The following is a 14,691-nucleotide window of genomic DNA, read 5'->3' on the forward strand; positions in this document are numbered from 1 at the left end:
CACCGCGAAAGCTTCACCGCACCGGGGTGAAGTCAGTGGCACCGATGTACTCGGGGCGCCGGACGGGAGCCGAGAAGGGTTCCTGAGCAGTGTTCTCGACGCTGTTGAACACGAAGAAGACATTGCTCCGCGGGAAAGGTGTGATGTTGTCCCCGCTGCCGTGCATCGTGTTGCAGTCGAACAGCACGGCAGAGCCGGCCTCGCCGACCCACTGGGAAATACCGAACCGGTCCGAGAGCTTGATCAGTGCCTCGTCGGACGGAATACCGGCGTCCTGCATCTGCAGGGACCGCTTGTAGTTGTCCTTCGGCGTGGCGCCTTCGCAGCCGAGGAACGTGTGATGCGAACCCGGCATCAGGAGCAGGCTGCCGTTGTACGCGTAATTCGGAGTGAGCGCGATCGACACGGATACGGTTCGCATGTTCGCGAGCCCGTCCTCCGCGTGCCACGTCTCGAAATCGGAGTGCCAGTAGAAGCCGGTGGCGCCGAAGCCGGGCTTCACATTGATCCTTGACTGGTGGATGTAGACGTCCGAACCCAGGATCTGGCGGGCTCGTCCGACGACGCGCGGGTCTGCCGCCAGTTTGGCGAAGACCTCGCTGATCTTGTGCACCTCGAAGATCGAACGGATTTCCTGCGAGCGGGATTCCACGATGGAGCGCTCGTCGGCGCGCATCGCGGGGTCCTGGGCCAGACGGTCGAGCTCCGCCTGGTAGATACCCAGTTCGCCCTCAGGGACCAGCTCGTCGACCTGGAAGAAGCCGTCCCTGTCGAACGCCGACAGTTCCGTGGCCGTGAACGGCCCCTCGGTACCCGGCTCGGACCACACGACGGGGTCCTGGCGCTCGGTGAGGACCTCGGTGGCGCCTCGGGTCGGGTACAGGTCGGCTGTGCGCTCGGGTGCGGTGGTCATGGTGTTGCCTGCCTCTCCTCTCGTACGGCCCTGTTCGGGATGTACCCCGCCCGTCCCCCTCACGGGGGACGGGCGGGGAGTCTCAGGTGGGCCCCACAGCCGCGGCGCCCTGCGCGGCTGTGGGCCATGTAGTTGTCTGCCGAGGCCGTTCTGTCAGACGGCGTCCGGCTCCGGCTCGGTGAGCAGGGGGTACACGCCGTTCTCGTCGTGGTCCTCACGACCGGTCACCGGCGGGTTGAAGACACAGATGCAGTGGAAGTCGTCCTTGATCCGCATGGTGTGCTTCTCGTGCCCGTCGAGCAGGTACATCGTGCCCGGCGTGATCGTGTACTTCTTTCCGGTCTCACGATCGGTGAGTTCGGCCTCGCCCTTGGTACACACGACCGCCTCGATGTGGTTCGCGTACCACATGTCGGTCTCGGTGCCCGCGTACAGGATGGTCTCGTGGACCGAGAATCCCACGCGCTCCTTGGCGAGCACGATGCGCTTGCTCTCCCAGGTGCCGGACGCGGACTTGACGTGCCGGTCGGTGCCTTCGAGTTCCTTGAACGAACGGACGATCACAGTGAGTTGTTCCTTTTCTCCTACGGTACGCGCGCCGGGTCGGTCGTGCGTTCGGGTCAGGCTGTCTCTCGTACGGCGCGGGCGAGCGTGCGCAGACCCTCGTCCAGCTCGTCCGGCGTGATGGTCAGCGCCGGCAGCATCTTGACGACCTCGCTCTCGGGACCCGAGGTCTCGATCAGGAGGCCGAGCTCGAACGCCCTCTTGGCGACCTTGCCCGCGCGCTCCTTGTCGTGGAACTCCAGGCCCCAGACCAGACCGCGACCGCGGAACTCCTTGGTGGCTTCCGGGTGTTCCGCCCGGATCGCCCGGAGGGCGGCCTCGACCTGCTCGCCGCGGGCGAGGGTCTGCTTCTCCATCTGACCGTCGGCCCAGTAGGCGTCCAGCGCGGCGGCCGCGGTCACGAACGCCGGGTTGTTGCCGCGGAAGGTGCCGTTGTGCTCGCCGGGCTCCCACACATCGAGCTCCGGCTTGAACAGGGTCAGTGCGAACGGCAGCCCGTAGCCGCTGATCGACTTCGAAACGGTGACGATGTCCGGGACGATACCGGCCTCTTCGAAGGAGAAGAAGCCGCCGGTCCGGCCGCAGCCCATCTGGATGTCGTCGACGATGAGCAGCATGTCCCAGCGCTTGCACACGTCGGCGAGCTGACGCAGCCACTCGGCGCGGGCGACGTTGATGCCGCCCTCGCCCTGCACGGTCTCGACGATCACGGCCGCGGGCTTGTTGAGGCCCGAGCCGGAGTTCTCGAGGAGGCTCTCGAACCAGATGAAGTCCGGAGTGCGGCCGTCCAGGTAGTTGTCGAACGGCATCGGGGTGCCGTGCACCAGCGGGATGCCGGCGCCGGCCCGCTTGAAGGCGTTGCCGGTCACGGCGAGCGAGCCGAGCGACATGCCGTGGAAGGCGTTGGTGAAGGACACGATCGACTCGCGGCCCTTGACCTTGCGCGCCAGTTTCAGCGCGGCCTCGACGGCGTTGGTGCCCGTCGGGCCCGGGAACATGACCTTGTACGGCAGGTCACGCGGGCGCAGGATCGTGTTCTGGAACGACTCGAGGAAGGCGCGTTTCGCGGTCGTCGACATGTCGAGACCGTGGGTGACGCCGTCGCGCTCGATGTAGTCGATCAGTGCGCGCTTGAGGACGGGGTTGTTGTGCCCGTAGTTCAGCGAGCCTGCGCCCGCGAAGAAGTCGAGGTACTCGTGCCCGTCCTCGTCGTACATGCGGCTGCCCTGGGCCCGGTCGAAGACGGTGGGCCAACCGCGGCAGTAGCTGCGCACCTCCGACTCCAGGGTCTGGAAGACACTCAGGTCCGGCTGGGTGATGGTCACAGCGATCTCCTCCTGGGAGATGAATGGCGTGGGGGTTCTGGGCGGTCGGTTCTCGGTGGTCGGCCGGGCGGCCGCGTCGGCGCGCTTCAGAAGGTGAGCGGGCCGATGTGGTACAGCACCTCTGGCTCGTGGCCCCCGTCCGGGAACTGCTCGGCGGGGAAGAGCACTTCGCGGTCCACGGACGCTCCGTGGCGCTCGGCGAAGGAGGTGAACAGGCGCTGGGAAGCCTTGTTGTCCGGGGAGATCGTCGTCTCCAGGGTGGTCAGCCCTTCGCGGTGTGCGACCCGGGAGGTCAGTTCGTCGAGCATGGAGCCGGCCAGTCCGCGGCCGCGCTGCGACTCGTCCACAGCCACCTGCCAGATCAGCAGGGTGCGGGGTCGCTCGGGCCGGATGTAGCCGGTGATGAAACCGACCGGCTCGCCTTCGGGGTCGTCTCCGACGCGGGCCACCACGCTGGTACCGGCGAAGTCACGGCACCACAGCAGATAGCTGTAGGACGAGTTCAGATCGAGGGTCTTGGAATCGCGAGCGATCCTCCAGCATGCGGCCCCGTCCTTCACCTCCGGGCGTTCGAGCCGCAAGGTCCTCGAGTTCCCAGGATTATCTCCTGGATCGGGGAAATCGCTTCGGGCACGTGCAAGGTCTGCTTGTGCGGCGGTCATGCAGATTGAATTTACCCACCGAAAATCGAAATTGCATCGCGGCCAGGGGTTACGTAAACGGGGGCACTGTGTTATCACGCGGGGGTGCGCGAGCGCGCGGCTCGGCGGCGAAATGCCCCTGTGTGTACGGGAATTACCGGAGGAACCGGACGTCATGTGGAGTCGGTCACAAGCTCGTAACTCCCGCGAGACGCGTCCGAATTACGAGGTTTGACAGTCCTGGAATCTCGGTGTTTAGGCACGGGGAAACCGGGCAGAAGAATACGGGAAGCTGCTCGTAAAAGGCCGCTTCCCGTATTCGTGAGAATCTAGTTGAGTATGGGGTCCCGAGCAACCTGCCAGGACTTGAATTTGCCCTACGCCCACGCATCCGTGACGGCCCGGCGAGCAGCCTCGAGATCGACGGCGAATCCGCTTTCACCGAGTGCGGCGCCCAGGGCGGCGAGGCTCGCGTGCACCACACCTCGGGTCGCATCGGGCCCGTAGTGGTTCACCCGGATCATCTCCTTCGCGAGCGCACCGCCACCGGCCACCAGGGGCAGCACCGGGTCCGCCGCGAGCGCCCGCGCGACCAGCTCCGAGGCGTCGGCCTCCGCGGGCACCCGCAGCGTGGTCGCCACCGGTGCCGCGTCCCGTGCCTCGTGGACGTACGGGGCGAGGCCACCGCCGAGCGCCTCGGCACCGGCCCGGGTCGCCCGCGCGGCCGTCGCGTGCCGGGCCATGAGGGCGTCGAGGCCCTCCGACTCGATACGCTCCACACAAGCCTCCAGCGCCAGCATCTCCAGCTGCGCCGGAGCGTGCAGCAGAGCCTTGCGGCCGCCGTCGATCCAGCGCTCCTTCCAGTCGAGCAGCGACAGGTACGAACGGCGCGGCGCCTGCGGGTTCGCCGAGATCCGCTCCCACGCGCGCTCGCTGACCGACACGGCGGACACCCCGGCAGGACCGCCCATCGCCTTCTGCGCGCCGATCACGCACAGGTCCACGCCCCAGGCGTCCGGGAGCAGCGGCTCGGCCGCCACCGAGGCCACCGCGTCCAGCATGAACAGGGCACCGTGCGCGCGGACCACCTCGCCGATCGAGGCCACCGGATTGGTGTTCCCGGTGGCCGCCTCGGCGTGCACCAGGGAGACGAAGTCGATCTCCGGGTGCTCGGCCAGCGCGTTGCCCACCTGCTCCGCGGTCACCGCCGTGTGGAACGGGACGGCCAGGTCGACGACGTCGGCGCCGCAGTCGCGCAGCCAGTTGCCGAAGGTCTGGCCGTACGGCCCGGTGATCACGTTCAGGGCGGTACGGCCGGGGCGGGCCGCCGAGCGGATACAGCCCTCCAGCGGGAGCAGTGCCTCGCCCTGGGTGATCAGGACGTCCTGTTCGGTACGCAGCAGCCGGGCCACCCGGTCCTCGATCGAGGCGAAGTGCGCGGCGCTGAGCGGGGACAGGTCGAGGAAGGGGTGGGTCACGGTGGAGCTCTCTTCTTCTGTCGAAATCTTGTCCGGCTGCCGCGTCGAGCGTACCGAGTGCGTTCTACGCTGCCGTACATGAGTGATCAGGCCGTGCTGCACGTGAAAGGGCGGGTGCTCGTCGGGCCCGACGAGGTCGTCGACGAACTCTGGGTGATCGGTGGGCGGATCTCCTACGAGCGGCCGGTCGCGGCCCGTGACGTCCGTACCGTCCAGGGATGGGTGCTTCCCGGCCTGGTCGACGCCCACTGCCACGTCGGTCTCGACGCGCACGGTCCGGTCTCCGCCGATGTCGCGGAGAAGCAGGCGCTCACCGACCGTGACACCGGGACGCTGCTCCTGAGGGACGCCGGTTCTCCGTCCGACACCCGCTGGATCGACGACCGGGACGACCTGCCGCAGATCATCCGGGCCGGCCGGCACATCGCCCGCACCCGGCGCTACATCCGCAACTACGCCCACGAGATCGAGCCGGACGACCTCGTCGCCTACGTCGCCCAGGAGGCCCGCCGCGGCGACGGCTGGGTCAAGCTCGTCGGCGACTGGATCGACCGGGGCACGGGCGACCTCTCGGCCTGCTGGCCGCGCGGCGCCGTGCAGGCCGCGATCGCCGAGGCGCACCGGCTGGGTGCCCGGGTGACCGCACACTGCTTCGCGGAGGACTCGCTCGCCGACCTGGTGGAAGCCGGTATCGACTGCATCGAGCACGCGACGGGGCTCACCGACGACACCATCCCGCTGTTCGCCGAACGCGGGGTGGCGATCGTCCCCACACTGGTCAATATCGCGACCTTCCCCGGACTCGCGGCCGGCGGCCAGGAGAAGTATCCGGTCTGGGCGGACCACATGCGACGCCTGCACGCACGCCGCTACGACACCGTGCGCTCGGCCTACGACGCGGGCATTCCCGTCTTCGTCGGCACGGACGCCGGCGGCTCCCTCGCGCACGGGCTCGCGGCCGCGGAGGTCGTGGAACTCACCCGGGCCGGCATCCCGCCGCTCGCCGCCCTCTCCGCCACCACCTGGGCCGCACGCGCGTGGCTGGACCGCCCAGGGCTCAGCGAGGGCGCACCGGCCGACTTCGTGGTCTACGACAGCGATCCGCGGGCCGACGTACGGGCGCTGGCCGTTCCGCGGGGGATCGTGGTGAACGGGATCGTGGTGCGCTGAGTTCCGCCCCGCTCGAGCGGATTCTCGAACGCCCGGACGGAAACGCCACGTTGGGGTGAACTCACGTCATGCAGACACCAGTTCACTCTCCGTAGGTGAGGATTCCGGTACCGAGGCCGAGGCGTCGCGCGCCGTCCCAGCGTGCACCCGCCCCGGCACCATGTCTCCTGTGGGGGTCCCACCTTGATCAGCAATACCTTCCGCATGCCCGCACGCAGGCTGTCCGCAGTCGGCGTCGCGACGGTCCTGGCCGCCGGTCCCGCGGCCCTGGCCGCTGCCGTGCCCGCCCATGCCACGGGCGGCGACGCGGGCAAGGCGGGTGCGGTCGTGCTCCGTACCGGACTTGATATCTCCCTGCTCAACAAGACCGTCCAGGTCCCGCTGCGCACCTCCCTGAACGAGGTCAGCGCGCCGCACAGCGCAGAGAAGACCGCGCTGTCCGCCCGGCTCGACGGAGTCGACGCGGGCAAGCCCTTCAGCGTGCTGCGCGCGGACGTGGCCAGCGCCAAGGCCACCGTGAAGGGCGGTGTCGCCGAGGGGCGTACGGAGCTCGCTCGGGCGCGGGTGAACGTACCGGGCCTGCCCGGACTGCCGCTGGTCGACCTCGGCCAGGTGAGCTCGAAGGCCGTCTGCAAGGCGGGGGAGCGGCCCGTCGCCGAGGCCAACCTGCTGGGCTCGGTGAACGTGCTCGGCAAGAAGGTCACCCTGTCGACCGGCGGCCCGACCCTGATCAAGGTGCCCGGCATCGGCGAGGTGCGCCTGGACCTGTCGAAGAAGCACACCACCTCGCGTACGGCCGCGGCGTCCGCGCTCGAACTCAAGGTCTCGCTCAACCCGCTCAAACTCAATGTCGCCGAGGTCGACGGCACCGTGACGCTCGCCGGGGCCACCTGCGAGACGCCTGCCGCGGAGCACCGCGAGCCCGCCGAGGAGGCGGAGCAGCCGGCCGGTGACGAGAAGCGTGCCGAGCCGAAGGAGGCCGGCGGCGTGAAGCCCCAGTCGGCCGCCCAGCCGGAGCGGGCCGACCTCGCCGAGACCGGCGGCAGCTCCACCACCCCGTATCTGGCGGGCGGCGCCGTCGCGTTGCTCGCCGCGGGTGGCGGAGCCGTGGTGCTGGCCAGGCGGCGCCAGCACCGCTGACGGGGCTGACCGGTGAGCGCGGCGGGCCGGTGCGGCCCGCCGCGTTACGCCATGCCGTGCCCGCCGGAACGTGCAGCGCACGTGCGTTCCGGCGGGCAGGGCATCGCCGATACCGTCAGGGCGCATGGCGGATGTGACGATCTATCCGCGCATCGGCGGTGAGGACGCGGTCGCCGCAGCGGTGGACCTGTTCTACGAACGTGTGCCGGCCGACCCGCAGTCGGCCGGGTACTTCACCGGAGTCGACCTGGCCGTGCTGAAGCGGCACCAGCGTGCGTTCGTGGGCCGGGCGCTCGGGTCGGGCCGCCCGTACACCGGGCGGGCGATGCGCCGGACCCACAGCGGGATCGACGTCAGCTCGGAGGATTTCGACCGCGTACTCGGTCATCTGGTCGCGGCGCTCGAACTGACGGGGGCCGACGCGGCCACGGTCGGCTCGATCGCCGGGGCGGCGCCACTCGAGCCCGACGTCGTCGCGCGACCGTGGGCGGCAGCCGCAGTCGGCCGGGGCTCGTTCAGGCGCCCGGTGCCAGCGCGTCCCTAAGGGCCCGCAGGAAGCGTTCCGTCGTCGTCCGGTCGCGGACCGCGAGGCGCAGCCACTCGGGGCCGAGGCCGGGAAACGTGTCGCCGCGACGCACCGCGAAACCGTCCGCGCGCAGCCGTTCACGTACCCGCGCCGCCTGCGCCAGGCGGATCAGGACGAACGGGCCTTCGGCCGGCTCGACGACATGCACGCCGGTCAACCCGCCGAGCCCGGCGAGCAGATGGGCCCGGTCGGCCGCGATCCGGCCGGCCGCCCGCTCGGCCTCCTGCAGGGCGTGCGGCTCGACGCACGCTTCGGCCGCCGCGAGCGCCGGGCTGGACACCGGCCACAGCGGCTGGGCCCGTTCGAGCTCGGTCAGCAGGCCGGGCTCCGCCAGGACGTAACCGATCCGCAGGCCCGCCAGGCCCCAGGTCTTGGTGAGGCTGCGCAGTACGACCAGTCCGGGCAGGTCCTGACGGCCGGCCAGCGCCTCGCGCTCGCCGGGAACGGCGTCCATGAACGCCTCGTCGACGACGAGGGTGCGGCCCGGCCGGGCGAGCGCGGCCAGGCTCACGGCCGGATGCAGGGCCGAGGTGGGGTTGGTCGGGTTGCCCACGACCACCAGGTCGGCGTCCTCGGGGACGGTGGCCGGGTCCAGGCGGAAGCCGTCCGCGGCGTCGAGCAGGACGCGTTCCACGTGGTGCCCGGCGTCGAGCAGCGCGGCCTCCGGCTCCGTGAACTGCGGATGGACGACCACCGCACGCCGAGGCCTCAGGGCCCGCGCGAGCAGGACGAACGCCTCGGCCGCTCCGGCGGTCAACAGCACGCGTTCCACGGGGAGTCCGTGCCGCCCGGCGACCGCTTCGCGGGCGCGGCGGCCGTCCGGATAGGCCGCGAGCGAGTCGAGGGAGGCGGCGACACGTTCGCGGAGCCAGGCGGGCGGCGTCCCCGTCCGTACGTTGACGGCGAGGTCGGTGAGGCCGGCGTCGCGCACCTCCGCATCGCCGTGATGCCGCAGATCGTGGACACCGGGGCAGGCAGTCGCAGTCGCAGTCGCCGGGCCGGACACCGCGGCGACCGGAGCGTGCCTGCGGGCCACCGCGCAGGTGGCCGTGGCCGCGGAGCCGCCGGACTTCCGCTTGGGGACGAGCAGTTCGCCGCCTCCGGCGAGCGCGGCGGCCTCCGCGACGGACGGCGTGCCCGCGGCGGCGACGGGTGCGGGGGACGGATGCGGTACGGCCACGCCGGCGAGCCGGCCCGCAGGGTGGGTCACCAGCGGCACACCCAGCTTCCGTGCGACCTCGACCAGTGCGGGCTCTTCCGACTTGCCGTCCACCGTGGCCAGCTCGGCCACCTCGAGCGGATCCAGTCCGGCCTCGTCGAGCGTGTCGAGGACGAGCCGCAGCACCACGTCGACCGTCGCGCCACGACGCGCACCGACGCCGACGACCACCGACGGCGGTCCGGGCTCGACCGAGCCCGCGCCGTCCGGGTGCGACCGCCGTATTCGCGGCGCGGCATCGGACGGATCCGTCCCCGTGGCCGTGGATGCCCCGAGGATCTCGCCCACCTGGGTGGCGAGTGCCGCTGCGCCGGCCGCCGCCGTCAGCGGGACGGCAGCACGGCCCGACTCGTCGACGCAGACCAGGTCCGGTGACTCGGCCCCGGCAGCGAGCACCGAAGCGGCCAGCCGTACCGCTTCCGCCGGCGACAGGACGCAGACGACCTGCCGGCACTCGGCGAAGGCGCGCGCCGCGGCGTCCCGCACCGGACCGTCGTACACGCGCGCGCGTGCGGGCCAGACGGCTGCGAGGCGGTCGCGCACAGGAGTGCCGGCGGCGGTGCCGCAGATCAGGCCGATCACTCAACTACTCCTTCGCCTCCGGCGGCCGACGCGGGCCGCCGGGAAGGTTACGGGTGAATTCTGGTTGTGCACCGGGCAGTTCGATCCACTAGCAAGAAGCCATGGCGGTGTTCGTCGCGCTCGGCGCGTTCCTGATGACACTGGTGGGCGGTTGGGCGGCGCAGCGCGTCACCGACCGCAGGCACCTGGTGCTCGGCCTGGCCGGCGGCCTGATGCTGGGGGTGGTCGGCCTCGAGTTGCTGCCCGAGGCGCTCGAGGCGGCCGGTGAGGAGTTCCTCGGTGTGCCGAGGGCGTTGCTGCTGTTCGTCGCCGGATTCCTCACCGCGCACTGCGTGGAGCGGCTGCTCGCCGTACGCCAAGCGGGTCATGGTGGAGAAGGGCACGGGCACGGGTATGCGGGTGCCGAGCGAGTGCCCCAGGTGGGGCTGACCGCTGCCGGGGCCATGGTCGTGCACAGCCTGATGGACGGCGTCGCCATCGGGGCCGCGTTCCAGGCGGGCGAGACGATGGGCCTCACCGTCGCCCTCGCGGTCATCACCCACGACTTCGCCGACGGCTTCAACACGTACACCCTCACCCGGCTGTACGGGAACGCGCGCCGCAGAGCGCTCGCCATGCTCTTCGCGGCGGCGGCCGCCCCGGTCGTGGGCGCCGCGTCGACGCTCCTTCTCACACTGCCGGTGGGACTGCTCGGCAGCTATCTGGGCTTCTTCGGCGGCGCCCTGCTCTATCTCGCCGCCGCCGAGATCCTCCCCGAGGCGCATCACGACCACCCCACTGCTCCCACCCTGCTGTGCACGGTCACCGGAGTGGGCTTCGTCTGGCTGGTGGTGGGGATCGCCGAATGACGGCCCGGGCAGCGGTGGTACGACCTCACGTCGCGCACCGCTCGACGAAACGGCGCGCGATGTCCGCGCTCGCCGCCCAGTGCGTGTGCAGATAGCTGGCGTGCACGCCGTCCTGCACGAACCCCTCGACCCGCCGCTCCGGCCGGTGCATGCCCCACGCCGGGGTGTCGCCCGCGCCCGGCTCCACGGCGGTGCGATGGAACTCGTGCCCCCGGATCCGGCTGCCCGTCACGGCCAGCGGACTGTCCGCCACCGCCACCGCGTCCCGGTAGCCGAGGGTGAGACGGTCCGTCATCCGCGCCTCGGCGTCGAGCACGCCGCACATCGGCGCACCGTCCAGGGAGCGCGAGAGATACAGCAGTCCCGCGCACTCGGCGGCGATCGGGGCACCGGTGCGCGCCAGGGCGCTCACGGCCCGGCGGAGCGGCGCGTTGGCGGACAACTCGGGGGCGTACACCTCGGGGAAGCCGCCACCGACCACCAGGCCCCGCGTCCCCTCGGGCAGGCCCTCGTCGTGCAGCGGGTCGAAGGGCACCACGTCCGCGCCCGCGGCGGTGAGCAGTTCACGGTGCTCGGCGTACGAGAAAGTGAACGCCGGGCCCTCCGCCACGGCCACCACGGGACGCACGCCCGCGCGCGGACTCTCGCCCGCGCCCAGCGCCCCGTACGGATCCCATGCGGCGTCCGGCAGGTCGGGCGCACTGCGGGCGAGCGCGAACAGCGCCTCCAGGTCGCAGCCCTCGCGCACCTGCGCGGTGGTCGCCCGTACCGACTCGACGGCATCCGGCTGCCGTTCGGCGACCGGCACAAGGCCCAGGTGCCGGGACGGTGTGCGGACCCGCGGAGCCCGGCGCAGCACCCCGAGCACCGGTACGCCGCTGCCGCCGAGCGCGTCGCGCAGCAGCTCCTCGTGCCGGTCCGAGCCGACCTTGTTGAGGATCACCCCGCCGATCCGCACCGTCGGGTCCCAGGAGGCGAACCCGTGCACCAGGGCCGCCACCGAACGCGACTGCGAGGAGGCGTCCACGACCAGGACCACGGGGGCCCGCAGCAGCGCGGCGAGCTGCGCCGTGGACGCCAGATCACCGAGCCCCGACGCCCCGTCGTACAGGCCCATCACGCCTTCCACGACGGCCAGGTCACAGCCCTGGGCGCCGTGCGCGAACAACGGCGCCATCATGTCCGTACCGCACAGGTACGCATCCAGGTTGCGGCCCGGACGGCCCGTGGCGAGAGCGTGGTAGCCGGGGTCGATGTAGTCGGGCCCGACCTTGTGCGGCGAGACCCGGTACCCGGCCTCCGTGAAGGCCGCCATCAGCCCCGTCGCGACGGTGGTCTTGCCGGCACCCGACGAAGGCGCCGCGATCACGAGCCGCGGTACGGATGCCGTGGACGTGCCGCCGCCCCGTCCTGTCGTCACCACGGCGTCGTCACCGCTCGTCGGACCGTCACCATTCGATGCCCCGCTGGCCCTTCTGCCCGGCGTCCATCGGGTGCTTGACCTTCGACATGTCGGTCACCAGGTCCGCGAAGTCGATCAGCCGGTCGGGGGCGTTGCGGCCGGTGATCACCACATGCTGGTTGCCGGGCCGCTCGCGCAGTACGGACACCACCTCGTCCGGGTCCACCCAGCCCCAGTGCATCGGGTACGCGAACTCGTCGAGGACGTACAGCCGGTACGTCTCCGCCGCCAGGTCGCGCTTGACCTGCTCCCAGCCCTCGCGGGCGGCCTCCTCGTTGCTGTACTGGCTGTCGCGCTGCACCCACGACCAGCCCTCGCCCATCTTGTGCCAGGCGACCGTGCCGCCCTCGCCGGAGTCGCCGAGCACCCGCAGGGCGCGTTCCTCGCCGACCTTCCACTTGGCGGACTTCACGAACTGGAAGACCCCGACCGGCCAGCCCTGGTTCCAGGCCCGCATGGCGAGCCCGAACGCGGCCGTCGACTTGCCCTTGCCGATGCCCGTGTGCACGAACACCAGCGGGCGGTTGCGGCGCTGCCGCGTGGTGAGTCCGTCGTCCGGGACGACGGCAGGCTTTCCCTGTGGCATCAGGCGGCCCTCCTGGTTCCTCGTGCGTCGTTGACGAATGCGGTGATCGACTCGGCGCGCAGCTCGTCCAGCGTCACCGCGCTGCCGCCCAACTCCCGGGCGAGCAGCCCCGCGAGGCCGAGCCGCACCGGGCCGGTCTCGCAGTCCACGACCACCGAGGCGGTTCCCTCGGAGGCATGCAGGCGCGCCGCGCGGCGCGCCCGGTCCCACGGGTCGGCGGGCGTACCGGCGGCCACGCGCGCGCGTGGCACCTGCGTACCGCGCACGCCAGGGGCGGTGGCCCGGCCGTCCGTCACGACGACCTGCAGGGCCCTCCGCGACGGGTCGCGCAGCCGTTCCACCCGCAGCACGTCGTGCGCCTTGAGCAGCCCGGCGTCCAGCGGGGTACGGCCACCGGTCGGCACCGACTCCAGGCGCGCCGCCGCGGCGTCGACCGACGAGGTGGGCGGCAGGACGACCTCGGCGCCGGTGCCGCGGAACGTCACCAGGCCGACCTTGTCCCGGCGTTGGTAGGCGTCGAGCAGCAGCGAGAGCACCGCACCCTTGACGGCGCTCATCCGCTTCCGCGCGGCCATCGACCCGGAGGCGTCCACCACGAAGAGCACGAGGTTGCCCTCGCGGCCTTCTCGGGTCGCCTGCCTCAGGTCGTCGCGCCGCACCTCCAGACCGCGTCCGGAGCGGCCGCGGGCCCGCTGGTGCGGGGCGGCCGCCTGCAGTGTCGCGGCGAGATGCAGCTTGGTGAGCCGACCCCGCGGCGGGCGGGCGCCGGTGGTTCGGCCATGTTCCGTACGGGCCCTGGAGCGGCGGCCCGCGGCGCCCGCGCCGGTCCCCGGCACACTCAGGAGCTTCGCGCGGAACGGTTCGCCCGCGGACACGGCGCCCTGCTCGGCGGCCGCGTTCCCGGGTGAGGCGCCTTCACCCGAGTCGTCGGACGCGTCCGCTCGGGGCGCGTCGGCGGGCTCGCGCTCCTCCGGGGCCTCCGGTGCCTCGGCTGAGGAGGCCCCGTCGGTGGGAGGCGGTCCCTGCGGGGCGTCGGCGGGCGGCTGTCCGCCACCGCCACCGGGCCCGCCGTCCCCGTCCGGCCCGCCGTCGGGTTCGTCGTCGCCGTCCGGCGTGCCGGGCTCCTCATCGGGCTCGTCGTCCGCGGACTCCCGCAGTGTGTCGTCGAGCAACTCCTCGTCCAGCCCCGGAGCGTCGAACGGATTGCGGCGCCTGCGGTGCGGCAGCGCCAGCAGCGCGGCCTGCCGCACGTCCTCGACGTCCACGTCAGTGCGGCCGGCCCAGGCGGCCAGCGCGGTCGCCGTACGCGCCATCACGATGTCCGCACGCATGCCGTCCACCTCGAACGCCGCGCAGGTCGCCGCGATCTGCCGCAGCGCACCGTCCCCGAGACGAACCTCCGCGAGCAGCGCGCGGGCCGACACGATCCGCTCGCGCAGCTGCGCCTCGTCGGCGTCCCAGCGCGCCGCGAACACCTCGGCGTCGTCCTCGAACGCGAGGCGCCGGCGCACCACCTCGACGCGCTGGTCGGGCTCGCGGGACGCGGCCACCTCGACGGTGAGGCCGAAGCGGTCGAGCAACTGCGGCCGGAGTTCGCCCTCTTCGGGGTTCATCGTGCCGACCAGCAGGAAACGCGCCGCGTGCCGTACGGACACACCCTCGCGCTCCACGTACGAGGCACCCATCGCGGCGGCGTCGAGGAGCACGTCGATCAGGTGGTCGTGGAGCAGATTGACCTCGTCGACGTACAGGATCCCGCGGTTCGCCGCGGCGAGCAGACCCGGCTCGAAGGCCTTCACGCCCTCCGCGAGCGCCCGCTCGATGTCGAGCGCGCCCACCAGCCGGTCCTCCGAGGCGCCGACGGGCAGTTCGACCGTCCGGGCGGGCCGAGCCGTGCCGGCGGCGCCGTCGTGCGGGCCGTCCGGGCAGCCCGGGTCGGGCGCCGCGGGGTCGCAGGAGAAGCGGCAGCCGGGCACCACGTCCACGTCCGGCAGCAGGGCGGTGAGCGCGCGCACCGCGGTGCTCTTGGCGGTGCCCTTCTCACCGCGCACCAGCACGCCGCCCACGGCCGGACTGACCGCGTTGAGCAGCAGCGCGAGCCGCAGATCGTCCTGACCGACGATCGCGGTGAACGGATACGGGGTGTTCATGACGGAGTCACTCCTAGGGAAGTGGGT

At 71.8% G+C, this 14,691-nt stretch carries 13 protein-coding genes and 1 pseudogene; 4 read left to right on the forward strand and 10 right to left on the reverse strand.

The features are described 5' to 3' along the window. Positions 1–13: 13 nt before the first annotated feature. The 5 genes from thpD to DSC45_RS11600 all read right to left on the reverse strand — a co-directional run bounded on the left by thpD (position 14) and on the right by DSC45_RS11600 (position 4,921). On the reverse strand, positions 14–913 hold the full coding sequence (gene thpD, locus DSC45_RS11580; protein WP_119289777.1) for an ectoine hydroxylase: 900 nt from the start codon (positions 911–913) through the stop codon (positions 14–16). A gap of 153 nt (positions 914–1,066) precedes the next feature. Next, the gene (locus DSC45_RS11585) at positions 1,067–1,477 is read right to left on the reverse strand and encodes an ectoine synthase (protein ID WP_119289779.1); all 411 of its coding nucleotides are present in this window, start codon (positions 1,475–1,477) and stop codon (positions 1,067–1,069) included. A 56-nt stretch (positions 1,478–1,533) separates the two neighbouring features. Continuing rightward, positions 1,534–2,802 carry a diaminobutyrate--2-oxoglutarate transaminase gene (gene ectB, locus DSC45_RS11590; RefSeq protein WP_119289781.1) on the reverse strand — a complete coding sequence of 423 codons (1,269 nt, stop codon included), beginning with the start codon at positions 2,800–2,802 and terminating at the stop codon, positions 1,534–1,536. 86 nt (positions 2,803–2,888) lie between these two features. Further along, complete coding sequence (ectA, locus tag DSC45_RS11595; protein WP_119289783.1) at positions 2,889–3,464, reverse strand: diaminobutyrate acetyltransferase; 576 nt, start codon at positions 3,462–3,464, stop codon at positions 2,889–2,891. A gap of 356 nt (positions 3,465–3,820) precedes the next feature. Next, positions 3,821–4,921 carry a pyridoxal-phosphate-dependent aminotransferase family protein gene (locus DSC45_RS11600; protein WP_119289785.1) on the reverse strand — a complete coding sequence of 367 codons (1,101 nt, stop codon included), beginning with the start codon at positions 4,919–4,921 and terminating at the stop codon, positions 3,821–3,823. 78 nt (positions 4,922–4,999) lie between these two features. Between DSC45_RS11600 and DSC45_RS11605 the strand changes: the two genes are divergently transcribed. The 3 genes from DSC45_RS11605 (at position 5,000) to DSC45_RS11615 (ending at position 7,775) form a co-directional block, all read left to right on the forward strand. After that, positions 5,000–6,091, forward strand: coding sequence for an amidohydrolase family protein (locus tag DSC45_RS11605; protein WP_119289787.1), 1,092 nt, complete (start codon positions 5,000–5,002; stop codon positions 6,089–6,091). 183 nt (positions 6,092–6,274) lie between these two features. After that, positions 6,275–7,231 (forward strand): SCO1860 family LAETG-anchored protein, encoded by a 957-nt coding sequence (locus DSC45_RS11610; RefSeq protein ID WP_240434580.1) that lies wholly within the window; start codon positions 6,275–6,277, stop codon positions 7,229–7,231. A 124-nt stretch (positions 7,232–7,355) separates the two neighbouring features. Next, positions 7,356–7,775, forward strand: coding sequence for a group I truncated hemoglobin (locus DSC45_RS11615; protein WP_205571303.1), 420 nt, complete (start codon positions 7,356–7,358; stop codon positions 7,773–7,775). On the opposite strand, the gene cobC is transcribed toward DSC45_RS11615, so the two are convergent. Next, positions 7,747–9,261 (reverse strand): Rv2231c family histidinol phosphate aminotransferase CobC, encoded by a 1,515-nt coding sequence (gene cobC / locus DSC45_RS11620; protein ID WP_240434592.1) that lies wholly within the window; start codon positions 9,259–9,261, stop codon positions 7,747–7,749. The two genes, DSC45_RS11615 and cobC, sit on opposite strands and share 29 nt — an antisense overlap. A gap of 42 nt (positions 9,262–9,303) precedes the next feature. Continuing rightward, positions 9,304–9,618, reverse strand: a pseudogene (locus DSC45_RS36295) (precorrin-3B C(17)-methyltransferase); the annotation flags it as partial. A gap of 101 nt (positions 9,619–9,719) precedes the next feature. Here DSC45_RS36295 and DSC45_RS11625 point away from each other — a divergent pair. Continuing rightward, the gene (locus DSC45_RS11625; RefSeq protein WP_119289793.1) at positions 9,720–10,466 is read left to right on the forward strand and encodes a ZIP family metal transporter; all 747 of its coding nucleotides are present in this window, start codon (positions 9,720–9,722) and stop codon (positions 10,464–10,466) included. 25 nt (positions 10,467–10,491) lie between these two features. Here the strand turns inward: DSC45_RS11625 and DSC45_RS11630 are convergent, their stop codons facing one another. The 3 genes from DSC45_RS11630 to DSC45_RS11640 are packed head-to-tail and all read right to left on the reverse strand — an operon-like array spanning position 10,492 to position 14,664. After that, positions 10,492–11,886: a cobyrinic acid a,c-diamide synthase CobB gene (locus tag DSC45_RS11630; RefSeq protein WP_119289976.1), complete on the reverse strand. Its 1,395-nt coding sequence runs from the start codon at positions 11,884–11,886 to the stop codon at positions 10,492–10,494. Positions 11,887–11,914: 28 nt separating this feature from the next. After that, complete coding sequence (gene cobO, locus DSC45_RS11635; protein ID WP_119289795.1) at positions 11,915–12,514, reverse strand: cob(I)yrinic acid a,c-diamide adenosyltransferase; 600 nt, start codon at positions 12,512–12,514, stop codon at positions 11,915–11,917. Next, on the reverse strand, positions 12,514–14,664 hold the full coding sequence (locus DSC45_RS11640; RefSeq protein WP_119289796.1) for a putative cobaltochelatase: 2,151 nt from the start codon (positions 14,662–14,664) through the stop codon (positions 12,514–12,516). Before DSC45_RS11640 ends, cobO begins: the two co-directional genes overlap by 1 nt. Between the last annotated feature and the right edge of the window lie 27 nt (positions 14,665–14,691).

The organism is Streptomyces sp. YIM 130001 (assembly GCF_003574445.1).
Taxonomy (GTDB): domain Bacteria; phylum Actinomycetota; class Actinomycetes; order Streptomycetales; family Streptomycetaceae; genus Streptomyces.